At 72.5% G+C, this 24,048-nt stretch carries 23 protein-coding genes; 7 read left to right on the top strand and 16 right to left on the bottom strand.

Annotation, left to right across the window (positions count from 1 at the left end; translation table 11 throughout):
* Entirely contained in the window at window positions 1-714 is a 714-nt protein-coding gene (locus ACYVIP_RS32120) for a lysophospholipid acyltransferase family protein (RefSeq protein WP_460403192.1), read from the top strand.
* On the opposite strand, the gene ACYVIP_RS32125 is transcribed toward ACYVIP_RS32120, so the two are convergent.
* The 5 genes from ACYVIP_RS32125 to ACYVIP_RS32145 are packed head-to-tail and all read right to left on the bottom strand — an operon-like array spanning window position 704 to window position 5,284.
* Window positions 704-1,705 (bottom strand): proline racemase family protein, encoded by a 1,002-nt coding sequence (locus tag ACYVIP_RS32125; protein ID WP_460403194.1) that lies wholly within the window; start codon window positions 1,703-1,705, stop codon window positions 704-706. The two genes, ACYVIP_RS32120 and ACYVIP_RS32125, sit on opposite strands and share 11 nt — an antisense overlap.
* 1 nt (window position 1,706) lies before the next feature.
* Window positions 1,707-2,594 carry a dihydrodipicolinate synthase family protein gene (locus ACYVIP_RS32130; protein WP_460403196.1) on the bottom strand — a complete coding sequence of 296 codons (888 nt, stop codon included), beginning with the start codon at window positions 2,592-2,594 and terminating at the stop codon, window positions 1,707-1,709.
* Window positions 2,591-3,916: an FAD-dependent oxidoreductase gene (locus ACYVIP_RS32135; RefSeq protein WP_460403198.1), complete on the bottom strand. Its 1,326-nt coding sequence runs from the start codon at window positions 3,914-3,916 to the stop codon at window positions 2,591-2,593. Before ACYVIP_RS32135 ends, ACYVIP_RS32130 begins: the two co-directional genes overlap by 4 nt.
* On the bottom strand, window positions 3,903-4,163 hold the full coding sequence (locus ACYVIP_RS32140) for a (2Fe-2S)-binding protein (RefSeq protein ID WP_460403200.1): 261 nt from the start codon (window positions 4,161-4,163) through the stop codon (window positions 3,903-3,905). Before ACYVIP_RS32140 ends, ACYVIP_RS32135 begins: the two co-directional genes overlap by 14 nt.
* Window positions 4,160-5,284, bottom strand: coding sequence for an NAD(P)/FAD-dependent oxidoreductase (locus tag ACYVIP_RS32145; RefSeq protein WP_460403244.1), 1,125 nt, complete (start codon window positions 5,282-5,284; stop codon window positions 4,160-4,162). The genes ACYVIP_RS32140 and ACYVIP_RS32145 overlap by 4 nt, the downstream gene beginning before the upstream one ends.
* Window positions 5,285-5,476: 192 nt before the next feature.
* Between ACYVIP_RS32145 and ACYVIP_RS32150 the strand changes: the two genes are divergently transcribed.
* Window positions 5,477-6,073 carry a TetR/AcrR family transcriptional regulator gene (locus ACYVIP_RS32150; protein ID WP_460403202.1) on the top strand — a complete coding sequence of 199 codons (597 nt, stop codon included), beginning with the start codon at window positions 5,477-5,479 and terminating at the stop codon, window positions 6,071-6,073.
* Window positions 6,074-6,113: 40 nt separating this feature from the next.
* On the top strand, window positions 6,114-7,721 hold the full coding sequence (locus tag ACYVIP_RS32155; protein WP_460403204.1) for a penicillin-binding transpeptidase domain-containing protein: 1,608 nt from the start codon (window positions 6,114-6,116) through the stop codon (window positions 7,719-7,721).
* Between the two features lie 8 nt (window positions 7,722-7,729).
* Here ACYVIP_RS32155 and ACYVIP_RS32160 read toward each other — a convergent pair whose 3' ends face one another.
* The 9 genes from ACYVIP_RS32160 to ACYVIP_RS32200 are packed head-to-tail and all read right to left on the bottom strand — an operon-like array spanning window position 7,730 to window position 14,988.
* Window positions 7,730-8,179 carry a DUF1707 SHOCT-like domain-containing protein gene (locus ACYVIP_RS32160; RefSeq protein ID WP_460403206.1) on the bottom strand — a complete coding sequence of 150 codons (450 nt, stop codon included), beginning with the start codon at window positions 8,177-8,179 and terminating at the stop codon, window positions 7,730-7,732.
* Between the two features lie 12 nt (window positions 8,180-8,191).
* On the bottom strand, window positions 8,192-8,464 hold the full coding sequence (locus ACYVIP_RS32165; RefSeq protein WP_460403208.1) for a YciI family protein: 273 nt from the start codon (window positions 8,462-8,464) through the stop codon (window positions 8,192-8,194).
* Window positions 8,465-8,473: 9 nt separating this feature from the next.
* Window positions 8,474-9,373 (bottom strand): amidohydrolase family protein, encoded by a 900-nt coding sequence (locus ACYVIP_RS32170; protein WP_460403210.1) that lies wholly within the window; start codon window positions 9,371-9,373, stop codon window positions 8,474-8,476.
* A complete protein-coding gene (locus ACYVIP_RS32175) occupies window positions 9,364-10,464 on the bottom strand; it encodes a vWA domain-containing protein (RefSeq protein ID WP_460403212.1) in 1,101 nt (366 codons plus the stop codon). The genes ACYVIP_RS32170 and ACYVIP_RS32175 overlap by 10 nt, the downstream gene beginning before the upstream one ends.
* Window positions 10,461-11,312, bottom strand: coding sequence for an AAA family ATPase (locus ACYVIP_RS32180; protein WP_460403214.1), 852 nt, complete (start codon window positions 11,310-11,312; stop codon window positions 10,461-10,463). The genes ACYVIP_RS32175 and ACYVIP_RS32180 overlap by 4 nt, the downstream gene beginning before the upstream one ends.
* A complete protein-coding gene (locus tag ACYVIP_RS32185) occupies window positions 11,305-12,312 on the bottom strand; it encodes a xanthine dehydrogenase family protein molybdopterin-binding subunit (RefSeq protein ID WP_460403216.1) in 1,008 nt (335 codons plus the stop codon). Before ACYVIP_RS32185 ends, ACYVIP_RS32180 begins: the two co-directional genes overlap by 8 nt.
* A complete protein-coding gene (locus tag ACYVIP_RS32190; protein ID WP_460403218.1) occupies window positions 12,309-13,694 on the bottom strand; it encodes a xanthine dehydrogenase family protein molybdopterin-binding subunit in 1,386 nt (461 codons plus the stop codon). Before ACYVIP_RS32190 ends, ACYVIP_RS32185 begins: the two co-directional genes overlap by 4 nt.
* On the bottom strand, window positions 13,694-14,179 hold the full coding sequence (locus ACYVIP_RS32195; RefSeq protein ID WP_460403220.1) for a (2Fe-2S)-binding protein: 486 nt from the start codon (window positions 14,177-14,179) through the stop codon (window positions 13,694-13,696). Before ACYVIP_RS32195 ends, ACYVIP_RS32190 begins: the two co-directional genes overlap by 1 nt.
* Window positions 14,180-14,190: 11 nt before the next feature.
* On the bottom strand, window positions 14,191-14,988 hold the full coding sequence (locus ACYVIP_RS32200) for an FAD binding domain-containing protein (RefSeq protein WP_460403222.1): 798 nt from the start codon (window positions 14,986-14,988) through the stop codon (window positions 14,191-14,193).
* Between the two features lie 115 nt (window positions 14,989-15,103).
* On the opposite strand from ACYVIP_RS32200, the gene ACYVIP_RS32205 reads away from it, so the two are divergent.
* Window positions 15,104-15,763, top strand: a complete 660-nt coding sequence (locus ACYVIP_RS32205) for a GntR family transcriptional regulator (protein WP_460403224.1) — start codon at window positions 15,104-15,106, stop codon at window positions 15,761-15,763.
* 56 nt (window positions 15,764-15,819) lie between these two features.
* Here the strand turns inward: ACYVIP_RS32205 and ispD are convergent, their stop codons facing one another.
* Window positions 15,820-16,527, bottom strand: a complete 708-nt coding sequence (ispD, locus tag ACYVIP_RS32210) for a 2-C-methyl-D-erythritol 4-phosphate cytidylyltransferase (RefSeq protein ID WP_460403226.1) — start codon at window positions 16,525-16,527, stop codon at window positions 15,820-15,822.
* Window positions 16,527-17,987, bottom strand: coding sequence for a DUF7782 domain-containing protein (locus ACYVIP_RS32215; RefSeq protein ID WP_460403228.1), 1,461 nt, complete (start codon window positions 17,985-17,987; stop codon window positions 16,527-16,529). Before ACYVIP_RS32215 ends, ispD begins: the two co-directional genes overlap by 1 nt.
* A gap of 129 nt (window positions 17,988-18,116) precedes the next feature.
* Here ACYVIP_RS32215 and ACYVIP_RS32220 point away from each other — a divergent pair, with 129 nt between their 5' ends.
* The 3 genes from ACYVIP_RS32220 to ACYVIP_RS32230 all read left to right on the top strand — a co-directional run bounded on the left by ACYVIP_RS32220 (window position 18,117) and on the right by ACYVIP_RS32230 (window position 24,004).
* The gene (locus tag ACYVIP_RS32220) at window positions 18,117-18,437 is read left to right on the top strand and encodes a CU044_2847 family protein (protein ID WP_460403230.1); all 321 of its coding nucleotides are present in this window, start codon (window positions 18,117-18,119) and stop codon (window positions 18,435-18,437) included.
* Between the two features lie 4 nt (window positions 18,438-18,441).
* Window positions 18,442-20,886 carry a substrate-binding domain-containing protein gene (locus ACYVIP_RS32225; protein ID WP_460403232.1) on the top strand — a complete coding sequence of 815 codons (2,445 nt, stop codon included), beginning with the start codon at window positions 18,442-18,444 and terminating at the stop codon, window positions 20,884-20,886.
* Window positions 20,887-20,965: 79 nt separating this feature from the next.
* Window positions 20,966-24,004: an alpha-L-rhamnosidase-related protein gene (locus ACYVIP_RS32230; RefSeq protein WP_460403234.1), complete on the top strand. Its 3,039-nt coding sequence runs from the start codon at window positions 20,966-20,968 to the stop codon at window positions 24,002-24,004.
* Window positions 24,005-24,048 lie beyond the last annotated feature (44 nt).

Consider the following 24,048-nt stretch of genomic DNA (forward strand, 5'->3'; position numbering starts at 1 on the left):
ATGGAGTTCGTGTACCCGCCGGTGATCCTGGCCTGTAAGACCCTGTTCCGGGCCCTTGACCTGCGGTTGGACGTGCAGGGCAGTGAACATGTGCCGACAGGTGGCGGCGCCGTGCTCGCCTGTACCCACGTCAGCTACCTGGACTTCATCTTCTGCGGCCTTGCCGGCCTGCCGTCCCGGCGCAAGGTCCGGTTCATGGCCAAGAACCAGGTCTTCGCCAACCGGATCTCCGGGCCGCTGATGCGTGGCATGCGCCACATCCCCGTCGACCGCTCGGCCGGGCAGGCCGCCTACCGTCAGGCGGTGGCCGCGCTGCGCGCCGGCGAGGTGGTCGGCGTGTTCCCCGAGGCCACGATCAGCCAGTCGTTCACCGTCAAGGGGCTCAAGACCGGCGCGGTGCGGATGGCGGCGGAGGCCGGCGTGCCGGTCATCCCGGTCACCGTCTGGGGCAGCCAGCGGCTCTGGACCAAGGGCAGGCCCCGCAACCTCGGCCAACGCCACCTGCCGCTGCTGATCCGGGTCGGCGAGCCGTTCCAGCCGACGCCGGCCGACGACCTGGACGTGCTCACCGCCGACCTGCGCACCAGGATGTCCGCGCTGCTCGACCAGGTCCAGCTCGACTACCCGGACAAGGCCAAACCCGGCGAGAGCCCGTTCTGGCTGCCCGCCCACCTCGGCGGCTCGGCGCCCGAGCCGGAGGCGCTCACAACGTGAAGCCCTCGGGGAATGGATCGTCCGGGTCGAGGAAGTACTGAGCGGTCCCGGTCAGCCAGGCGCGACCGGTGATCGTCGGCACCACCGCGGGCAGGCCGGCGACCGAGGTCCGCGCCACCAGCCTGCCGACGAACGACGTGCCGATGAACGACTCGTTGCGGAAGTCGGTGTCCAGCGGCAGTTCCCCGCGCGCGTGCAGCTGCGCCATCCGCGCGCTGGTCCCGGTGCCGCAGGGCGAGCGGTCGAACCAGCCGGGGTGGATGACCATGGCGTGCCGGGAGTGGCGGGCGTCCGAGCCCGGCGCGGCCAGGTAGACGTGGTGGCAGCCGGCGATCTCGGGGCTCTCCGGGTGCACCGGCCGGTCCTGCTTCTCGATCGCGTCCATGATGGACAGTCCGGCGTCCAGGATGTGCCGCTGTTGGGCCCGGTCGAACGGGATCCCGAGTTGGTCCAGGCCGAGGATGGCGTAGAAGTTCCCGCCGAAGGCCAGGTCGTAGCGCACCTCGCCGTGGCCGGGCACGTCGACGACCCGGTCGTGTCCCACCGCGAACGAGGGCACGTTGCGGATGGTGACCGCGCGGGCGACGCCGTCGGTGACCGCGACCTCGGCCACCACCAGGCCGGCCGGGGTGTCCAGGCGGATCGTGGTGACCGGCTCGGTGACCGTGACCATGCCGGTCTCCACCAGCACGGTGGCCACGCCGATCGTGCCGTGCCCACACATCGGCAGGCAGCCGGACACCTCGATGAACACCACACCCCAGTCGGCCTCGGCCATGGTCGGTGGCTGCAGGATGGCGCCGCTCATCGCGGCGTGGCCCCTCGGCTCGTTCATCAGCAGCGCGCGCAGGTGGTCGAGGTTGGCGATGAAGTACTGGCGGCGCTCGGCCATCGTCGCGCCGGGGATGGTGCCGACACCGCCGGTGATCACCCGGGTCGGCATGCCCTCGGTGTGCGAGTCGACGGCGTGCAGGACGCGCTTGGCGCGCATCTCAGGACAGTCCTTTCGCGACGGCCTGCGCGGTCGCCTGGCGCACCTTGGCCTCGTGTTCGGCCGTCAGCGGCACCCTCGGCGCGCGGCAGGGGCCGCCGTAGCGGCCGGCCATGTCCATACTCAGTTTGATCGCCTGCACGAACTCGGTTCTGGAGTCCCAGCGCAGCAACGGATGCAGCAGCCGGTACAGCGGCAGCGCGGCGGCCAGGTCGCCGGCGGACGCGGCCGTCCACAGCTCCACTGTGGACTTCGGGAAGGCGTTGGGGTAGCCGGCGATCCAGCCCTTCGCGCCGCCGATCGCCAGCTCGAGCGCGACGTCGTCCGCGCCGCACAACAGGTCGAGCCCCGGCGCCAGCTCGGCGAGCCGGTAGCCGCGGCGCACGTCGCCGCTGAACTCCTTGACCGCGACGATCAACTCCTCCTGGTACAGCTGGGCGAGCAGTTCGGGCACCAGGTCGACCTTGGTGTCGATCGGGTTGTTGTAGGCCACCACGGGCAGGCCCGCCTTGGCGATCTCCCGGTAGTGCTCGTGGACCGCGCGGTCGTCGGCGCGATAGGCGTTGGGCGGCAACGCCATCACCGCCGGACACCCGGCCTCGGCCGCCTGTTCGGCCCAGCGGCGCGCCTCCGCCGCGCCGTAGGCGGCGACGCCGGGCATGACGGTGAACCCCCGGGGCGCGGCGGCGCGCGCGGTGGTCACCACCCGCGTCCGCTCATCGGCGGTGAGGGTCTGGTACTCGCCGAGCGAGCCGTTGGGGGTGACGCCGTGGCAGCCGTTGGCCGCCAGCCAGGCGACGTGCTCGGCGAACCGGTCGAAGTCGACCTCGCCCGCGCTGGTCAGCGGCAACGCCGTGGCTACCAGGACACCGTGCCATGGCATGGTCATGGAGACTCCTCTTGGTCGGCAAGGGTTCCCAGGGTCACCGGCCGGGCGATCGGCCGGGTGGACAGGCCGAGCAGGTCCGGCGCGGTCACCGGCCGGCCGGTGGCGTCGGCCACCAGGCACGCGGTGGCATAGCCGCACACCCGGCCCTGGCATCGGCCCATTCCCGGTCGGGCGAACAGTTTGACCGTGCGCGCGTCGGTCGCGCCGAGGTCCACCACCGCGCGGCGGACCGCGTGCGCGGGGACCTCCTCGCAGCGGCAGACCAGGGTGTCGTCGGCCAGCCGGTCCAGCCAGCCCGGCCGGACGCCGAAGGTGTCGTGCATGGCGGTCGCGAATCCGCGTAACGCCGACCGGCGGCGGAGCAACCGAGGGGGCACCGGCGCCCCGGCCGCGTGCCGGCCGGCGATCTCTCCTTCCACAATGGACAGTTGGGCGCCGCCGACGCCGCAGACCTCGCCCGCCAGGTACACCCCGGGCACCGAGCCGCGCTGTCGCTCGTCGACGGTGGCGACCAGGCTGCCGTCGACGTCCACGCGGGTGTGACAGCCCAGTTGCAGCGCCAGCTCGAGCTGCGGGGTGAAGCCGTAGCCGACGGCCAGCGCGTCGCAGTCCAGCCGCCGTTCGCTGCCCGCGACGACCCGCCAGTCACGGTCCACCGAGGCGATCGTGACCGCGACAACCCGGTCATCGCCGTGCGCGGCCACCACCGCCGTGCGGGTGCGGTAGGGCACCCGGTGGCGCCAGAGCGTGCGCAGGTAGCCCGCGCCCTCGACCACCTTGGCGGGGTCCCGCAGCACCGCGACCGGGTGGCGGGCGAACCCGAGCGGCGAGTTGGCCTCGAACACCCCGGCCACCCCGGTCCCCGCCTCGGCCAGCCCGGCGGCGACCGGCAGCAGGAACGGTCCGGTGCCGGCGACCACGACCCGCTCGCCGGCCACCACCCCGCTGCCCTTGAGCAACGCCTGCGCGCCGCCCGCGGTGAGCACGCCGGGCAGTGTCCAGCCGGGAAAGGGCACCTGCCGGTCGTAGGCGCCGGTGGCCACGATCACCGTGCGGGAGCGGACCTCGCCCGCGGTGGTGTGCACGGTGAACCCGTCGCCGGTCGGCTCGACCTGCCAGATCGCGTGCCCGGCGCGGAAGTCCAGCGCCGCGGCCAGCAGCGGATGGTGGGGCCGGTCCCCCGCGCGGTGGCGCCAGAACTGTCCGCCGGCACGGCTGCCGGCGTCGAGCAGGACCACCCGCGCGCCCGCCCCGGTGGCCGCGACCGCGGCGGCCAGCCCGGCCGGACCGGCGCCGAGGACGGCGATGTCAGTGGGCGGCACGATCACCGTCCGGTGGGTCGACCTGGTCGCCGTCGTTGGCGTCGGTCACACAGGCCAGTTGGTTGGGCCGCCCGTTGACCGTTACCAGGCAGTCGAAGCAGATCCCGATTCCGCAGAACAGCCCGCGCGGCGCGCCGTGGTGGCGGGTGGTCCGCCAGGACCGGTGGCCGGCGGCGAGCAGGGCCGCGCCGATGCTCTGGCCAGGCTCGGCGGTGATCTCCTTGCCGGCGAACGTGAACGTGATCATCCGGGCACCGCGTCGGCGAACCGGTTCGGGCGGAACGGGGTGAGGTCCAGGTCCGGTGGCTGGCCGGTGAGGGTCTTGGCGATGAGGTGTCCGGTGGCGGCGGCCAGGCCGATGCCCGCGCCCTCGTGGCCGCAGGCGTGCACCAGCCACGGCGCTCTGGGGTCGACGCCGATCACCGGGAGGTGGTCGGGGCAGTACGGCCGGAACCCGAGATAGGAGCGCAGCACCGTGACCTCGGCGAGCACCGGGAACAGGTCGACGGCCATGGCGGCGAGCCTGCGCAGTACCGGCAGCGACAGCCGCCGGTCGAAGCCGACGCGTTCGCGGCTGGCTCCGATGAGGACGGTGCCGGCGCGGGTGCCCTCCACGACCACCGAGGTCTCCAGGCCGGCGTCGTCGCTCGCCACGTTGGCCACGTAGTCCGCGCTGTAGACCTTGTGCCGCACGAGCGGCGGGAGCGGTTCGGTCACCAGGACGAAACCCCTGCGGGGCAACACCGGCACCGGTGCGCCGGCGACGGTGGCGAGTTCTCCGGCCAGCGGGCCGGCGGCGTTGACCACCCAGCGCGCGGTGAACTCGCCGGCCGTGGTGAACACCGTGCCGGACCGGAGGCCGAGTACCTCGGTTCCGGTGTGGACGGTCGCGCCGTGCGCGCGGGCGTGCCGGAGCAGCTCGGCCGCCGCGAGCATCGGCTGGGCCTGCAGGTCCTGCGGGTAGTGCACGCCCGCGGTCACGTCCCGGGTGAGGTGGGGCTCCAGCTCGGACAGCTCCGCCGGGGTCACCGGGATGGCGTCGACGCCGTGTTCCCGTTGCCGGGCAGCCAGTTCCGCGAGCCCGGCGGCCGCGCTCGGCGTGCGGGCGACGACCACACCGCCCTTGGCGTCCAGTTCCAACCGGTCGGCGCCCAGCCGTTCCCCCAGCTCGGCCCACAGCCGGACAGACAGCAGCGCGAGGTCAAGCTCGGGGCCAGGTTCCTTGTCGGAAACGAGAATGTTGCCCTCACCGGAGCTGGTCGTGCCGCCGGCCACCGCGCCGCGCTCCAGCACCGCCACCCGCAACCCCGCCTCAGCGCAGTAGAACGCGCACGCGGCCCCGATCATCCCGGCACCGATCACCAGCACGTCCACACCCCGAGTCTGACACGCCCCACCCCCTCAACGCACTCAACCGCAGCGAAGGGTCCCTTCGCTGCGTCCACCGCAGTGAAGGAGCCCTTCGCTGCGAGTGGACGGGTTAGCGGGGACGGGTGAGTGTCAGGCCGCAACACGACGGTACGTCGGCGTACCACGGGGCTCAACCGCTAGCGTTGGACGGTGACACCCGCACCCGACGACGGCTTCCGGCAACGGCTGCTCGACGGACTCGCCGAGTCCATTGCCCAGCACGGCTACCGGAACACCACGGTCGCCGGCATCGTGCGCCGCGCGCGTACCTCCCGACGCACCTTCTACGAGCACTTCGCCGACAAGGAGACGTGCTTCATCGCGCTGCTCACCGAGGCCAACGCCGCGGTCATCCGGCACATCTCCGCCGCCGTCGACCCGCAGGCCCCGTGGGAGCGCCAGGTTCGACAGGCGGTGGAGGCGTGGATCGGCTACTCGGAGGCGACGCCCGCCATCACGCTGAGCTGGATCCGGGACATGCCGGCACTCGGCACGGCCCACACCCTGCAGCGGGAGATGATGGAAGCGTTCGTCACGATGGTGCAGACCCTCTGCGACACCGAGGAATGGCACGCGATCGGCGTCGGACCGGTCCCCCGCCCGCTGGCGATCATGCTGTTGGGCGGCCTGCGTGAGCTGATCGCGACCACCGTCGAGGACGGCGGCCGGGCGAGCGACGTCACCGAACTCGCGGTCCGCGCGTCGATCGCGCTGCTCGGACCGCATCAGGCCGCCGTGGAAGGCTAGGATCGGTGGTCCAGGTCGGGGACGAAACCTGGGGGTTTTCGTGGCGGCTGGCCGTAAACGACTGATTCTCGCCGTCGGCTTCACCCTGGTCGTGCTGATCACCGCGTTCGGCGTGTACCAACTCGTGCCGGACGGGACCGCCGAGCAGGCCGAGCAGGCGGCGGCCACCGAGACCGAACGACTGCTCACCGCGACCGGGGTGGCCAACCAGTTCCTCGACGCGTTCACCGCCGGCGACCCGCAGGCCGCCGGCGCGGTGACCGACGACCCGGGTGCCGCGACCACCCTGCTCGCCGACCTGTGGCTCACGCTCAGACCGGTGTCGGTCACCGCGACCCGCGCCGACCTGGTGGAACCGGCGACCGGCACCACCGCCATGGACGAGCCCTACACCCTCAGCTGGGACTTCGACGACGGCCGCGTCTGGACCTACCCGAGCACGCTGCGGGCGATCCAGGACGAACGCGGCTGGCTGGTCCACTGGCAGCCGACGCTGGTCCATCCCCGCCTGCGCGCCGGCCACGGCCTGGCCGTCGGCGACCTGACCGGGAAGCCCGCGGTGCTCGACCGCGACGGCGCCGCGCTGCTGAGCTGGTCGCCGACCGGGCCGGTGGCCGCCGAACCGGCCGCGGCACCGGTACTGCGCCCCGGCCTCGGCCGCGTCGCGGCCGAGCGGGCCGGCGCGCACGGCTGGTATGTCGCCGTCGTCGACCAGACCGGCGAGCAGGTCGATCTCCTGCACGGCGGCGGGCGCACGCCGCTCACCACCACCGTGAGCCGCCCGGTCCAGCTGGCCGCGCAGTCCGCTGTGGACAGTGAGCGGCACGCCGCGATGGTGGTGGCGATCCAGCCGTCCACCGGTGACCTGCTCGCGGTGGCGCAGAATCCGGCGACCGGGGATCGGCCGATCGCGCTCAGCGGCCTCTATCCGCCGGGCTCGACGTTCAAGGTGGCCACCGCGACGGCGATCATCGAGGCGGGCGCGGCCGATGTCGGCACCGTGGTGCCGTGTCCCGGCTCGGTGACCGTCGGCCAGCGGACCATCGACAACGCGGACTTCGCGCTCGGCGACGTGCCGCTGCGGACCGCGTTCGCGGAGTCCTGCAACACCACCTTCGCCACCCGGGCCGCCGAGTTGCCGTTGGACGCCCTGCCGGCCGCGGCCGGCCAGCTCGGCCTCGGCGCGGACTTCACCATCCCCGGCATCGTCACCGAGCTGGGCGCGGTGCGGCCGGCGGCGAACACCGCCGAGCAGGTGGAGAACAGCATCGGCCAGGGCACCGTGCAGGCCAGCTGTTTCGGTCTCGCGGTGGTCGCGGCGACCGTCGCACACGGGCGCGCGATCACGCCGAGGTTGTGGCGCGAGCTGGACACCACGGTCAACGCCGGCTACGACGTGCCGCCGCCGGGCGTGCTCGACTCCCTGCGGGCGATGATGCGGGAGGTCGTGGTCAGCGGCACCGGCGCGGCGCTCGCCCGGCACGGCGCGGTCCACGGCAAGACCGGCACCGCGGAGGTGGCGAACAGCGCGCACGGCTGGTTCGTCGGGTACCGGGGCGACCTCGCGTTCGCCACGCTGGTACTCGACGCGCCGAGCTCGTCGGCCGCGGTCGAGGTCACCGACCGGTTCCTCGGCGCGGTCGGCTGACCGTTCCCTCAGCGGCGGCGGCCGAACCCCATCGCCCAGAGCACGGCCAGCACCGAGCCGGGCGGCAGCAGCACCCACAGCCACCACGGGTGGATGACGCTCGCCGTGGTCACCATGGTGGTGATCAACAGCCACACCACGAAGTTCACCGCGCTGGCACTGAGCCAGATCGCGGTCAACACCCGCATCGCCGACGCCCCGCCGCGCAGCGTTGGCGGCGGGCGGGGTGGCGCCACCGGGGCCGGCGGCGGCTGGGCCCGGTCGGGCAACGGCAGGTCGGCGACGATCTCGATCAGGTCTCCCCTGGTCGCCGCCTCCTGCCAGAGCCGGGCGGACCGCAGGTCGAACTCAGTCAGGTCGAGGCTCCCGTCCTCGTTCGCCTTCCGGAGCCGCTCCGCGACCACGCGCCGGTCCTCGTCGGTGATCCGGATCCGGTCCGGCGGGAGCGCTTCGGTCATGCGGGAATCGTGTCACAACGACCCCACGGTTTGCCGCCAGGCGCGCAGCCAGCGGTCCTTGGTCACCTCGGCCTTGGTGTAGGGGTCCCCGGCCAGCAGCGCCTCGGCGGCGGCCTGGTCATCGGCCTGGTAGATGATCAGGCCGCCGGTCAGGTCGTCGTAGGGGCCCGCGGCCACCAGCGAGCCGTCGTCGTGCAGCGTGTTCAGGTATGCCAGGTGTTCCTCCCGGCGCGCGGCGCGCTCGTCGGTCTCGTTGTAGCCGTAGGTGAGGATGAACAGGGCCATGCGGATCTCCTAGCTCACGGTGGTTTCGGGCAGGGTGTAGACGCGGCGGGCGGTGCCGGCGAAGATCGCCGCGCGGTCGGCCGCCGGCAGGTGCGCGAGCGCGACCTGCCAGGCGCCGACGAGGTCGGGCATGGTGGTCCAGAGCTTCTCCACCGGGAAGTTGGTGCCGAACATGGCGCGGTCCGCGCCGAACCAGCCGAGCGTCTCGGTGGCGACGAAGGCGATGAACTCCGGGTCGAGGCGGCGCGTGAACGTGCCCTGCCCGGTCAACTTCACCACCACGTTCGGCGCGGCGGCCAACGCGGCCATGCCGGCCCGCCACGGGCCGAGGTCCGCGTCCGCCAGGCTGGTCAGCATGCCGGCGTGCACCAGGACGAAGGTGATGTCCGGGAACTTCGCGACCAGCTCGGCGGCGTCGGTCATCTGGTCGGGGAACACCTGGAGTTCGAACAGCCAGCCGAGGTCGGCCAGCACGGCGAGGTTCTCCAGGAACACCGGGTCGGTCATCCGGTCGGGGGCCGAGGCGTAGCGGAACTCCGGGCGCTCGTGCCAGTGCAGTTGCAGCCGGGTGCCGCGCACGACCGGCAGTTCGGCCTGCTGGCGCATGACCGCCACGGCGTCGGGGCTGAACAGGTCGGCCGAGCCGATCACCGCGGTCGGCCAGCCGGTGCGCTCGTGCAGTTCGCTCAGCCAGCGGACCTCGGCGAGCACCTGGTCCAGCGGCCAGTTCGCCTGCACGTACACCGACTGGGTGATCCCGCCCGCGCGGGCGTCCTCGATGTACTCCTCGATCAGATAATCCCGTTTGATCGGCTCGTACGGGCCGAAGATCCGCGGCACCATCGGCCCGGAGAGCCACGGCATGTCCCGCACCCGCCAGACATGGTGGTGCGCGTCGACTATCTCCATGCGTCTCCCTTCGTGACCTGATCGTGGGCGGTCGCCAGATCGGCGACGCCCGCCAACGCGTGCACGTGACCGACGACGGCGGCCATGCCCCGGGTGAGCGGCCGGTAGCCCGGATCGCAGGCCAACGGCGACCACCACACCAGCCGGTGGCCAACCAGCGACAGCCGCCGCACGGCGGTGCGCAGCTCGGTGGGATCCCCGCGTTCCAGGCCGTCGGACAGCACCAGGATCAGCGCGTCCCGCGCCAGCCCGAGATAGCGGGCGTTGCCGAGCAGTGCCAGCAGGGACGGGCCGATCCGGGTGCCACCACCGGAGTCGCGCACCACCCCGGCGAGACCGGCCAGCGCCACATCGACCTCGCGGGCACGCAGGCTCGGGGTGACGTGGGTGAGCGTGGTGCCGAACGTGAACACCTCGGCCCGCGCGCACTCCCGCACCACGACGTGCGCGAATCGCAGATAGTCCGCGCTGTGCTGGCGCATCGACCCGGAGACGTCGATCAGCACCAGCACCGGGCGCTGCCGCCGGGGCGGTCGGCGCCACCGCAACCGCACGACCTCGCCGCCGGTGCGCCATGCGTCCCGGTGCACCCGGCGCACGTCGAGCCGGTCGCCCCGCCGGGCCGGCCGGCGCCGCCGGGACCGGATCGTCGGCACCGCGCCCGGCAGGGCGTGCCGCAGCCGGGCCAGGATCTGGTGCTGGGCCTCGGTCGTCGCCGGGAACGCCGGCTTGCGGTCCACTGTGGACCAACTGGCCTCTCGGCCGAGACCGTCCTGCGCGACCCGGTCCGGCGGGTCGCCGGCGCCGGGTTCGGCACCGCTGTCCTGCTCACCCGATTCGTCCACTTCAGACTGAACAGGTGGCGGTCCGGCGCCGAACCAGTGCGCGAACACCGGATCGAAGACCTCGACGTCGGCCGTCGAACCGGTCAGCGTGGTGCGCGCGATCCAGTAGAGGTGCGCCACGTCGCGCGGTGGCACGAGGTCCAGCGCGCGCAGGAAGTCCCGCTGGCGCGACACCGGGGCGGCGAGCCCGTTGGCGCGCAGGCCGCCGAGGAACCCGTGCAGGTGTGCCAGTGCCGGCTCGGTCATGGCACGATCAGCTCGTCGAACCCCGCGTGCACGACCGCCAGGTCCTCCTCGTCCTTGACCAGCAGGCCAAGCGCCCGGCGCAGCGCGACCGGCCACGGGTCGCCGCTGTCGGCGAGCACCACCGCGCCCCTGGCCCACTCCACCGACTCGGCGATCCCCGGCCGTTTGCGCAGCCCGAGCCGGCGGGCCGAGGACACCGCGCGCACCAACGAGTCCGCGGCGTCCCGCTCGATGCCGGGCACGTGCGCGCACACGATCGCCCGCTCCCGTTCGGGGTCGGGGAACGGGATCCAGTGGTAGAGGCACCGGCGGCGCAGCGCGTCGTGCAGTTCGCGGGTGCGGTTGGAGGTCAGCACGACCACCGGCGGCACGACCGCGCGGATCGTGCCCAGCTCGGGAATGGTGAGCTGGAAGTCGGCGAGGAACTCCAGCAGGAAGGCCTCGAACTCGCTGTCCGCGCGGTCGACCTCGTCGACAAGCAACACCGCGCCGCCCGCGCGGCGCAGCGAGCGCAGCAGCGGACGTTCGAGCAGGAACTCGTCGGCGTAGACGTCGCCGACCGCGGCCCCGCCCGCCTCGGCCGCGCGCAGCGCGAGCAACTGCTTCGGATAGTCCCACTCGTACAGTGCCTGGCCGGCGTCCAGGCCCTCGTAGCACTGCAACCGGACCAGCTCCCGGTCCAGCACGCTGGCCAGCACCGAGGCGATCTCGGTCTTGCCGACCCCGGGCTGGCCCTCCAGCAACAGCGGCCGGCCGAGCGTCAACGCGAGATGGACCGCGGTGAGCAGCCCGTCGTCGGCGAAGTACCGCTGCGCGCGCAGCCCGGCCGCGAGGGCGTCCTCAACCATCGGCACGCAGGGCGTCCAGGCCACGCAGTACCCGCTCGGGGGTGAACGGCAGGTGGGTCAACCGCACCCCGCACGCGTCGAAGATCGCGTTGCCGATCGCCGGGATGGGCGAGTTCGCGGTCATCTCGCCGATTCCCTTGGCGCCGAAGGGACCGCTGGGCGCCGGCCGTTCCAACAGGACACTGTGTTGCTCGGGAACGTCGCCGGCACCCGGCATGAGATACTCGGCGAAGTCCTTCGGGCCGTGGTCGCGGATCGGGTAGTAGGGCTCGGTGGTCTCGAACAGCGCGTGCGACAGCCCCATCCACGCACCGCCCTCCACCTGCTGGGTGGCCATCGCCGGGTTCAGCGCGCGGCCGATCTCGTAGACGCTGAACATCCGCAGCACCTCGACGACGCCGGTCTCGTCGTCGACGGTGACCTCGGCGACCGTGCACGCGTGCGCCTGGCAGGAGTCGGGGTCCATCTCGCCGGTCTCCGGCACGACCTCGCTCTTGTCCTTCATGAACACCCCGCGCCCGGAGATCGTGCGGCCGTACTTGAAGTGCGCGGCCATCGCCAGGTCCGTCACGTGGATCTTGCGCTGCTCAGCGCCCTTGAGCTTGACGTAGCCGGAACCGTCGGTCTCCAGGTCGGCCGCGTCGACCTCCAGCTCCTGGGCCGCCACGTCGAGCAGTACCGCCCGCGCCTCGGTGGCCGCCATGATCACCGCGTTGCCGACCCGGTGGGTGCCCCGGCTGGCGAAGGTGCCCATGCAGTGCGGCCCGGTGTCGGTGTCCGCGGTGTCCACCAGGACGTTCTCGATCGGCAGGCCCAGCGTCTCCGCCGCGCACTGGGCCACGACGGTCTTCAGCCCCTGCCCGAGGTCCACAGAGGACAACGAGATGACGAACGTGCCCGTCGTGGTGGCGTGGATCAGCGCCTGCGACGGGTCGCCGCCGAGGTTCATCCCGGTCGGGTAGTTGACCGCGGCGTAGCCCCGGCCGGACAGCAGTGTCATCGACCCTCCCGGTCCATTGAGGACATCGCGCGGTAGGACTCCGGCAGCTCGTGGCCGACCAGCTCGGCCGCCTTCTGGATGACCTCGACCAGCGCGGTGCCCTCGGCCACTTTGCGGTGTGCCTTCATGTCCCCGTCCCGGTAGGCGTTGCGCAGCCGCAGCTGGAGCGGGTCGATGTCCAGTTCGCGGGCGATCCGGTCCATCTGGGACTCCAGCGCGAAGTCGCCGATGGTGACGCCGAAGCCGCGCATCGCGCTGGACGGGGTGCGGTTGGTGAACACGCAGTGGCAGTCGATCGCCACGTTCGGGATGTCGTACGGGCCGGGGAAGTGCGCCGCGGCCTTGGTCGTGCCGTAGGGCGTGTGCCGCGAGTAGGCGCCGGCGTCGATGTAGGCGGTGACCTGGCGGGCGATGATCCGGCCGTCGGCGCGCACCCCGTCCTTGATGTAGATGCGCTCGGCCGCGCGCGGCGAGGACACCTGCATCTCCTCGTACCGGCCGTAGACGAACTTGACCGGCCGGTTGGTGGCCATCGCCGCCACACACGCCACCGGCTCGACCACCACGTCCACCTTGCCGCCGAAGCCGCCGCCGACCGTGCCGCCGACCACGCGCAGCTTGTTGAACTCCGACTCCAGGATCAGCGCGGTGTTGTCCAGGGTGAAGAAACACGCCTGGGTGTCGGAGTGGATGCGCAGCCGCCCGTCCGGCTGGGGCACCACGACGCACCCGGTGGTCTCCACCGGCGCCTGCTCGATCGGCGAGGACTGGTACCGCCACTCGAAGACATGGTCGGCGGCGGCGAATCCCGTTGCCACGTCACCGAAGCGGACCCGGCGGCAGTGGTGTCCCTCGTAGGTGAAGTAGTTGTTGCCCTGGTACTCGTTGACCAGCGGCGCGCCGTCGGCCAGCGCCTCCTCGACGTCGAACACCGCCGGCAGGTCCGCGTACTCCACCCGCACCGCGGCCGCGCCGGCCAGCGCCGCCGCCTCGGTCTCGGCCACCACCGCGCAGATCGGCTCGCCGAGGTAGCGGACCTTGTCCACGGCCAGGATCGGCTCGTCGTCCGGGGTGACCCCGATCAGCTTCAGCGGGGTGTACAGGTTGTTCGGGATGTCCTCGTTCGTCACCACGGTCACCACGCCGGGCACCGCGAGCGCGGCGGAGGTGTCGACCGCGACCAGGCGCGCGTGGTGGCGCGCGGAGCGGTGCATCTTCAGGTGCAGCAGGCCCGACGGGCGCACGTCCTCGAAGAACTCGGTCCGGCCGGTCACGTGGCCGAGGGCGTCGGCCCGGCCGACGGTGGAGCCGATCACGGTGAACGCGCCCGCCCGCTCGCCGGCGAAGTAGGTGTCGTCGATCGGGGTCTGCTGGTAGGCCATCAGACGGTCCTGCCAGCCTGGCGGCGCCGCGCCGCGTCCAGGACGGCCGCCACGATCGGCTCGTAGCCGGTGCAGCGGCAGACGTTGCCGGAGATCGCCTCCACCACGTCGGTTCGGCTCGGCTCCGGGTTCTCGGCCAGCAGCGCCTCCGCGGCCATGATCATCCCGGGGGTGCAGAACCCGCACTGGGTGGCGAAACCCTCCAGGAACGCGCGCTGCACCTCGTCGAGCTCGCCGCCGGTGGCGACCCCCTCCAGCGTGCGCACCCCGGCGCCGTCGACGGTCTCGACCGGCACCAGGCAGGCCGGCACCGCTCGCTCGTCCAGCAGGACGGTGCACGAGCCGCAGGTGCCCTGGGCGCAGCCGCGCTTGGTCGCGGTCAGGCCGAGCGCGTCGCGCAGCGCGGCCAGCAACGACATGCCGGGCTTGGCGATCAGCTCGTGGTCGGCGTCGTTGACGGTCAGGGAGACGATCCGGGATGGCATGGGCTGGCCTCTCAGTCCTCGTCGAGCAGGGCGCGGCGGACATGCACCGGCAGCACGCGGTCGCGGTACCAGGCCGAGGCGTAGGCGTCGTCCAGCGGCTCGGCGCCTACCCGCGCGGCCGAGGCCGCGGCGGCCACCGAGGCCTGGTCGAACGGTGCCCCGAGTAGCGCCCGCTCGGCGGCGAGCGCGCGCACCGGCCGGGGTCCGACCCCGCCGAGCGCGATCCTGGCGTGCCGGACGATCCCGCCGTCCACGCCGACGAAAGCCGCCACGGTCACGATGGCCGCCGAGTTGAACCGGCGGCGCATCGCCTTGCGGTAGCGCCAGGTCCCGGTGGCCGGCAGGTCGAAGTGGACGGTCGAGACGACCTCGGCCTGGCCGATGGCCAACTCCCCCAACGGCACCGACCGGGTGCCGGCGGCGCCGACCACGTCCACCCGCGCGTCGAGCGCGAGCAGTGCGACGGCCAGGTCGCCGTAGGGCTGGGCGACGAGCAGGTTCCCGCCGACCGTGGCCAGGTTGCGCACCGGCGGCGAGGCGATCAGCCGGATGACCGGGCGCAGGAACGCGAGGGTGTCGTGCGTGCCGACCTCGGCCAGCGTGGTCGCCGCGCCGACCGAGACGGTGCGCCCGGTGACCTCGATGCCGGCCAGACCCGTGCGGCGCAGGGACACCAGGGTGTTAACTGGGATGGCCCCGGTGTTCACCCTGGGCATCACCATGGTCCCGCCGCCGACGACCCAACCACCATCGCCAAGCAGCTCGACGGCCTCCGCCGCCGACGCCGGCAGGTGCACCTTGGACAGCACGGAGCCTCCCCATCGAGGACCTCTGATCGATTATCGATAATTGGTATCCTGCCCGAGACGGTACGTTTGCCCCAGGACACCGTCAAGCACTTCGCGAACCCCAAAGTGGGAGTCCATGACCGAGACCCAGCCACTCCCCCGGCCGACGCTGAGCCGGCAGATCCGCGACGAACTCGTCCGGCGCATCGTCTCCGGCGAGCTCGAACCGGGCGAGCGCCTCATCGAGACCCGGATCGCCGAGCACTACGGCACCAGCCAGGCCCCGGTACGCGAGGCGCTGCGCGAGCTGGAGGCCATCGGCATGGTGGAGACCAGGCCGCGCCGGGGCACGTTCGTGCGCCACTTCATCCAGCAGACGCTGCGGGAGAGCTACGTCGTGCGCGCCGCGCTGGAGGAGGCCGCGACCCGGCTCGCGCTGCCGGCCGGCAGCCTGCCGGAGGCGGAGCTGCACGCGGACGTGGCCGCCATGCGCGCGGCGGCCGCACGCGGTGACCTGCAGGCCGTCGGCGCCGCCAGCGTGTCCTTCCACCGGCACGTGATCGACGCCGGGCACAACGAGCTGCTCCGGCACGCGTGGGAGTCGCTGCAGATCGAGGCCCGCACGGCGGTCACCCTGCTCGCCGTCGAGCCCGACCTCGACGAGGTGGCCGACGAGCACGAGGAGCTACTGACCGCCCTGCTCTCCGGCGACCTCGACCTGGCCTGCCAGCTCACCCGCGACCACCAGTGGCACTACGCCGACCTCCCCCACGACGCCCACGGCAAGAAACGCTGACCGCAGCGAAGGGTCCCTTCGCTGCGTCGGACGCAGTGAAGGGACCCTTCGCTGCATCAGGTGGGCGGACCGACGAGGTGTTCGGCCAGTGTCAGGTCGTGGGGGTAGGTGATCTTGAAGTTGCGTTGGTCGCCGGGGACCCAGCGCACCGGCAGGCCGGAGAACCGCTCCATGCAGGAGGCGGTGTCGGTGCCGTCGAAGCCCTCGCGCGCGGCCTGTTCGTAGGCGTCCAGCAGCGCCGCGGCCCGGAAGCCCTGCGGGGTCTGCGCGCCGATCGCGTGGGCCAGCGACGACCCGGGCACCAGCCGGCCGTCCGCGCCGATGGCGGCGATGTCCTCGACCGGCAGGCCGGGGATCGCGCCGCCGTGCGCGCGCGCCGCGCGCAGCACCGCGGTGATCAGCTCACCGCTGACCAACGGCCGCGCGGCGTCGTGCAGCAGCACGACGTCGACCTCGCCGGTCGCGATCCGGCCGGCGAGGTGGCGCAGCGCGGCCAGCTCGGAGGCCTGCCGGGTGCCGCCGCCGTCGACCAGCTCCACCTCGACCCCGGCCAGCTCGGCCGCCAGCGTCGAGGAGACCAGCTCGCGGTCGGCCGGCCGGGTGACCAGCAGCAGCACCCCGACCTCCGGCACCCGGCTGAACGCCCGCAACGACCAGGAGATCAGCCGCCGCCCGGCCAGCGGCAGGTAGGCCTTGTTCATCCCGGCGCCCATGCGGGTCCCGGAGCCGCCCGCCAGCACAACACCTGCCGCCCGGCCGGGCATCACGAGACCGGCACCAGCATTCCGTGCCGGACCAGGTCGCGCACCAGCGGCAGCGCGGCGTCGCGGTCCAGCTGGCCGTAGGCGAGCTCCAGCAACGCGAGCAGATCCGCCAACGGCAGCGCGCCCCGGCAACCGGCCAGCAGCTTGGCGGTCGGCTCATCGATCTCGTGCTGCCAGCCGGGTCCGTCGGTGCGGTGCAGCCGCCGCACGATCGGGGTCCAGCCGTCGTCGGCCGGCGCGGCCACCTCCTCGAGCACCACGGTCGGCGGCACGGTGAACCGGGTGTCGGGCAACGCGTCGCCGTGCGCGCGCAGCCAGGCGATGTTGTCCAGCCACCGGGACGCCTCCTGGCCAAGCGGGTCGTCGTAGGCGTGCCGCAGGTCCTCACACACCACCTCGCGGTGCACCTCGTCGGTGCGGCGCAGCGTGACGTAGCCGAACCCGACGCCCTCGACGTCGTTGGCGGCGAACCAGTCCAGCCACGCCCCGGCCTGCGCGCGGCCCTCGGCCGACCGCGGGTCGACGCCGGCGTCGCGCAGCCAGGTGCCGACGTAGAGCACCGGGTCGGCGATGTCGCGCTGCACGAACCAGGCGTCGACACCGGCGCGGGGCAGCCATGAGGTGACCCGGTCGGCCCAGTCCTCGCCCTTGCGGTGCAACCAGGAGGCGAGCAGCTGGCCGACCCCGCCCTCGGTGAGGAAGTCCGGCATCCGGCGCACGACCAGCGCGCTGGCCTCGTCGCCGGCCAGCCCCGAGTCGCGGTAGACGTAGTCCACCCTCGGCGGCCCGACCACGAACGGCGGATTGCACACCACCTGGTCGAACCGGCGGCCGGCCACCGGGTCGAACCACTCCCCCGCCGCCAGCTCGACGTCGACCTCGTTGAGCCGGAACGTGCCGGCGGCGATGGCCAGCGCGCGCGGGGACAGGTCGGTGGCCGTGATCCGGCGGGCGTGCGTGCTCGCGTGCAGCGCCTGGATCCCGCACCCGGTGCCCAGGTCGAGCAGGGTGTCCACCGGGCGGCGGGCGGTGGCGCGGGCGAGGCTGACCGAGGCGTGCCCGACGCCGAGCACGTGGTCGGCCGGCACCACCCCGCCGCGCTGGTCGGCGTCGAGGTCGGCGACCACCCACCAGTTGTCCTCGTGCGGGCGGATGTCCAGCCCGGCGCGGCCCTCCGGGGTGATCACCTCGTTGGCCACCGCGGCGTCCAGGTCGACCGACCCGAGCGCGGTGGCGATCGCCGGCAGCGGCTCGGTGTCGCCGAGCAGGAACAGGCGGATCAGCGTGCCGAGCGGGCCGCCGTCGCGACTGGCCCGGCGCGCGGCCTCCGGCTCGCCGCGGCCGAGGCCGGCGTGCGCCTGGGTACCGAGCAGGTCGACGACACCGTCCGCGGTGTAGCCGGCGGTCAGGAACGCCGTGCGCAGTCGGGCGCACAGGTCACTGGAGAGTTCGGGTTGCACGAACGGACATGCTCTCACGGCGTGATCGACCGTGCCGGCGGGCAGCCTGGGCACCGACCGTAACCGTGTTCAGGTGATCGCGTTTTCTCTATAGTGCGGTGAACGGCTGCGCTGGGGAGGCCCGTCGAATTGACATCACACCACTACCTGCTCGAGGTACCGGTCGCCGGCGGTAATCCGGTGCTGGTCGAGGTGCGCGATCCGAGCCCGGACGACCTGGTGCCGGCTGCCCGGCCGGGCACGCTTGTCAGTCGGGCCAACAGCACGCTGCAGGCGGCGCTGGCCGATCTCCAACCGACGATCCGCGCGCTGGCCGACTGGGCCAAGGACGCCTCGCCGGACGAGTTCGGCGTCGAGTTCGGCATCAAGCTCGGCGGGCAGGCCAACGCGATCATCGCCAGCGGTAGCGCGGAGGTGAACTTCATCGTGAAGCTCACCTGGAAGCGGTAACCCGATGGCGCGGTCGCCGAACGGCTCGATCGTCACCTTCCGGCACCGCGACCAGGTCGTCGGCGTCGGTTTCCTGGTCGGCAAGCGGCACATCCTCACCTGCGCGCACGTGGTCAACGCCGTACTCGGCCGCGACCTGCACGCCCAGGACCAACCGGCCGACGACGTGGAGATCGTCGCCGAGTTCACGCTGGTCGACCACCACCCGACGCGGCGGGCGACCGTGGTGCGGTGGGTCCCGCCCGCCGTCCACGGCGCGGCGCCGACCCGCGCCTGCGACATCGCCGGCCTCGAACTGCTCAGCACGGAGACCCTGCCGCGCGGTTCGACGGGCCGCAAGCTGGTCAAGCCACGTGCGCACGCCGATGTCGAGGTCTACGGCTATCCGGCGGACCCGCCGAGGGCCAACGGCAACTGGAGCCACGGGCAGCTGCTGCGGGAGGTGGACAACGGGTTCGTGCAGATCGACACGGCCCTCAGCGCGGCGATCCGCGCGCAGCCCGGCTACAGCGGCAGCCCGGTGATCGACACCAGATCCGGCCGCGCCGCCGGCATGCTCACCTCCGCGAGCACCCGCGACGGCCAGCGCGACAGCTACGCGGTCACCTCGACCCGGCTGCACAAGTTGTGGCCGGAGGCGGTCAGGGTGACCTGGGCGATCCCGCGACCGCGCTGGACACCACGGACGCGGTTGTTCGCCAGGCTCGGCGTTGGCGCGCTCGTGGTGGTCCTGCTGGCCTGGCTGGTTCCCCCGTGGCTGGCATCCGAACCTGGCGACTGCACCCCGCTGGAGATCTCGGTGTCCACCGAGAAGGACGAACTGCTCGAGGAGTTGGCCAGGGACTACAACAACCGCGAGCACGACGGTCCGTGCGCACAGGTCAGCGTCGCCGGGCTCACGTCGGGCACCGCGATGACCGCGATCGCGCGCGGCTGGCCGGCCGAGATCGTCGAGCGGCGACCGGTGCCGCAGGTGTGGCTGCCGTCGACGTCGATGTGGGCGGACCTGTTGCGCCAGTGCGGCCAGGCGAAGGTGCTCGGCGAGGAGCTCTCCTCGGTCACCACCAGCGTGCTGGCGGTCGCCATGCCGCGCGGGATGGCGCAGGCGGCCAGGGACGAGTACGGCGAACTGAGTTGGGCCGAGTTCCGGGAGCTGGCCGGCCCGGACGGTGGCTGGGACGCCATCGGCCACGGGGATCTCGGACCGTTCACCCTTGGCCGGGACAACCCGAACTTCTCCTCCTCCGGGCTCGCCGCGTCGGTGGCCACCTACTACGGGGCCACCGGCAAACAGGGCGGGATCACCGAGGCGGACCTGCTCGACGGGGACAACACCCAGTTCGTGCGCGACATCGAGACCTCGGTGCTCCGCTACGGCGAAGAGGCGACCACGTTCATGCAGACCCTCTACCAGGAGGACCAGGCCAAGAAGGAGCCGTCGATCAGCGCGGTACTCGTGCAGGAACAGCTCGTCCACCTGTACAACCGGGGTGTGCCGACCGGTGAGCTCTCCGAGGCCGAGCCACCGCCGAACGAGCCGTTGGTGGCCGTACAACCCGAGGACGGCACCGTCGAGTTCGATCACCCGTTCGTCGTGCTCGCGTCGGCCTCCGACGACCAGCGAGCGGCCGCGGCGGACTTCCACGAGTTCCTCGTTGCGGACGCCCAGCAGCAGCGGTTCGTCGAGCAGGGCTTCCGGGCGATCGACCAGCCCGACCGGCCGACTCCGCTGCTGGCCGACAGCGTCGGGGTGCCGAGCGACTCGGCGCAGACGTTCTTCGAGCCACCGGCGCCGGAGCTGATCAAAGCCATGCGGGACGCCTGGGCCGGCACCAGACGGCCGGCACGCGTGCTGCTCGTGCTGGACATGTCGAGGTCGATGAACGACCCCGCCGACCCGAGGAACGCGTCCGGGCAGACGAAGCTGGATCTGTTGCGCCCCGCGGCCAAGCAGGGCCTCGCGCTGCTCGGCGCCAAGGACGAGGTCGGCATCTGGACCTTCGCCGGCACGGTGGACACGCGGCTGCCGCTCTCGCCGGTCAGCGAGGTGCGCGACCAACTCGACGGCATCATCGACGACCTACCCGTGGCGCCGAACACCGCACTGCACGCGGCGGTCAGCGACACCCACGACGCGATGCTCGCCACGATCGACCAGCTGAAGATCAACGCGATCGTCGTGTTGAGTGACGGCCGGCAGATCCCGCCTGACCCGGCCGGGGAGGCGCCGCTGCTGCGCAAGATCGACCCCACGAACCTGGAGACCTCGGTCCGGGTGTTCACCGTGCCCTACGGCAGCGACGCGGACAAGGAGCTGCTCGACGACATCGCGGAGACGTCGAAGGCGGTGTCCTACGACGCGACCAACCCGGACAGCATCGAGGAGGTCATGGTCTCGGTGTTCAGCAACTTCGGCTACGAACCGCGCACCGCCGACCCGTGCGGGTGAGGCGTGCGCGGAATCGTCCTCCTCCGTTCGACAGGAAAGCCCTTGCCTAGCGTCTTCTGGCGCGGCTAGCGTCGGCTGAATGAGCCATCGGCGAGGATCGTCGGTCGTGTTGGTGATCGCCGTACTGCTCGCCTCGCTCGTCGGCGCGCCGACCGCGACGGCGACCGGCCGGGGCAACCACGCACCGGACCCGCCCACCCGGCTGACGGTCAGCGGTCGCGACGATCCGCTCGCCGTCGACGGTGTCCCGCTGTTCGGGTGGCTGCCGCGCGATCGCGACGGCAACGAGATCCAGACCGCCCACCAGCTCGTGGTGACCACGGCCGGACAACGGAATCCGGTGTGGGACAGCGGAAAGGTCGACTCCACACAGCAGTCCTGGGTGCCCTACGCCGGTCCCCGGCTGTCCCCCGGCACGACCTACCGCTGGACCGTGCGCACCTGGGACCGGCACGGCGCGGTCTCGCGCTACGCGAGCCAGGCGACCTTCGACACCGGACTTGGCGACGGCGACTGGGACGGCGCCAGCTGGATCCGCCGGGCCGCCACCGGGAACGACGCCGCCGACGAGTGGACCCTGGCCCGGCGCACACATCGGCTCGCCGACCGTCCGGTCGTGCGCGCCCGCGCCTACGTCGCCGCCATGGGCGACTGGGAAGTCCACATCGACGGACGCGCGGTCGCGCGGTCCTCCTCCTACGGCTATCCGGGCGAGGGCTACTACGACGTCGCCGCGCTCACCGGCCTGCGTCCCGGCGCGACCGTCGCGATCGGCGTCGGCTACCACTACTGGACGTGTCGCTGCCAGGGCAGGGCCAACGGTCCCGTGCCACCGGAGGGCCCGTCCGGCCTGCTGGTCAAGGTGGTCATCGAGTACGCCGACGCCAGCCGCGAGGTCCTCGTCTCCGACGGGTCGTGGCAGGTCACCAGGGACGCCGCGCGGGATGTCAGCACGCTCACCTACCGCAACTCCGACGCCGGCGACCGGGTGGAGCACTACGACGCCACCCGGGAGGTCACCTGGGATGTCACCGACGATGCGGGCTGGGTCCCGGCGGCGGTGATCGGCCAGCACCCCCGGCCCAACCCGGCAGGCTGCGCGGAAACCGCGGCCTGCGCGTTCACCCGCCTGACCGCCCAGCAGGCCCAGCTCGACCGGTGGACCGTCCAGCCGGTCTCGGTCCGCCGGCTACCGGACGGCACCCTGTTCGCCGACCTCGGCCGGGTGGTCTCGGCGGTGCCGAGGCTGCGGTTCCTGGCGGGCACGGCGGGCCACCGGGTCACGGTGACCACGAGCTATCGGCGCAACAACACCACGCTCGCCGCGCCGGTGGCCAGGGGCGCGGACACCGTCTCGCTGATGTCGGCGGCCAACGTGCACGTCGGCGACGAGGTGGTCGTCGACGCGCCGGCCAACGGTTACGGCCCCGGTGCGCCGGAGACTCGGACCGTGGTCTCGGTCAGTCCACAGGGGACGGTCACAGTGGACGCACCACTGACGAGGGCCCATGCCGCCGGGGCGTGGGTGGAGAACTCCCGAGCGGGCACGTCCGGTCTGGACACCCAAGGCAGCGACCTGCGCTTCCACTACACCCAGAAAGCGGGCGCGCAGGTCGCGGAACCGTTCACCTACTGGGGTTTCCGTTACCTGGAGATCAGCGACCCCGGCGAGGAGCTGGCGACCAGTCAGATCGCGGCGGTGGTGCAGGCGACCGACGTCCGGCCGGGCGAGGCCGCCACCTTCGACAGCAACGATCCCACCCTCGACGCCGTCTTCGACCTGATGCGCCACTCCGCGCTGCAGTCGGCCCAGAACGTCTTCCTGGACACGCCGACCAGGGAGAAGGGCCAGTTCCTCGGCGATGCCATCGACATCTCGTTCGCCACCATGGACGCGCTCGGCGAACGCGCGCTCACCCGGCAGGCCATCGTCGAGTTCGCCAACTCCCAGGGCCGCTTCTGGTCCAACGGCGCGCTGAACGCGGTCTACCCCAACGGTGACGGCGGCCGCGACATCCCGGACTACACCGAGATGTTCCCGGAGTGGGTGATGCGCTACCACCAGCTGACCGGGGACACCAGCCTGGTGGCGCGGACGCTGCCGGTCATGCGGCGGATCGCCGGCTACCTCACGGCCGCCGTGGACCAGACCGGTCTGGTGCACCAGCTTCCCGGCGGCAGTGGGCCGTACGCGAACGGGATCATCGACTGGCCGGCGGCCATGCGCTACGACACCGTGGTGGCCGACAACGGTTCCCGGACCGTGGTCAACGCGCTCGCCGTCGGCGCGCTGCGCGCGGTGGCCGACGCGTCCGCGCTCGTCGGCGAGGACGCGTCTGCTGGCGAGTACCGGCGGCAGGCCGACGCGATCGCCGCCGCGATGAACCGGGAGCTGTTCGACCGGTCGACCGGCCGCTACCGCGACGGGCTCGCACTGTCCACAGGGGAGCCGATCGACAACTACGGCCAACACGCGCAGAGCTTTCCGCTCGCCTACGACATCGCGCCGCCGTCGGCGTATCCGGCACTGGGCGACTACCTCGGCGGGCTCGGTATGCGGCAGGGGCCGATGACCCTTCGCCAGCTCCTGGCCGCGCTGGCGAGAACCGGCCGCCAGGACACCATCGTCGACCTGCTGACCAACCCCGCCGACGACGGGCCGGCACAGGTGCTCGCCGAGGGCGGCACGTTCCTGTGGGAACAGTGGACGCCCGGGTGTGTGGTGGCCGGCTGTACCGGCGCCGAGGTCGACCAGCAGAGCAGCGAGAGTTTCTCCCATGGCTGGGGCGCCGCGGGCATCAGTGAGATCCTGCGGTCGCTGCTCGGCCTGGAGGTCACCGGGCCGGGCGCGGCCACGGTGTCGATCTCCGTGCCGGACAGGGGACTGCGGGCCGTGCACGGTACCGAGTGGACAGAGCGCGGCCGGGTCGGCATCAGCTGGCGGCACACCGGTGACGGCCTGCGGCTGACGGTCGACGTGCCGGTGAACGTCACCGCGACCGTCGTCCTGCCACCGTCCCGGTCCGGGTACCAGACACGAGGTGCCGGCGCGCCACGGCGGTCCGGCGAGGACTCCTTCACCGTCGGGTCGGGTCGCACACACTTCGAGGAGCGCTGATGTCCGGCGGACCGAGCCGGCGCGACGCGCTGCGCATCGGGGCC

This window comes from Actinophytocola sediminis, assembly GCF_054779715.1.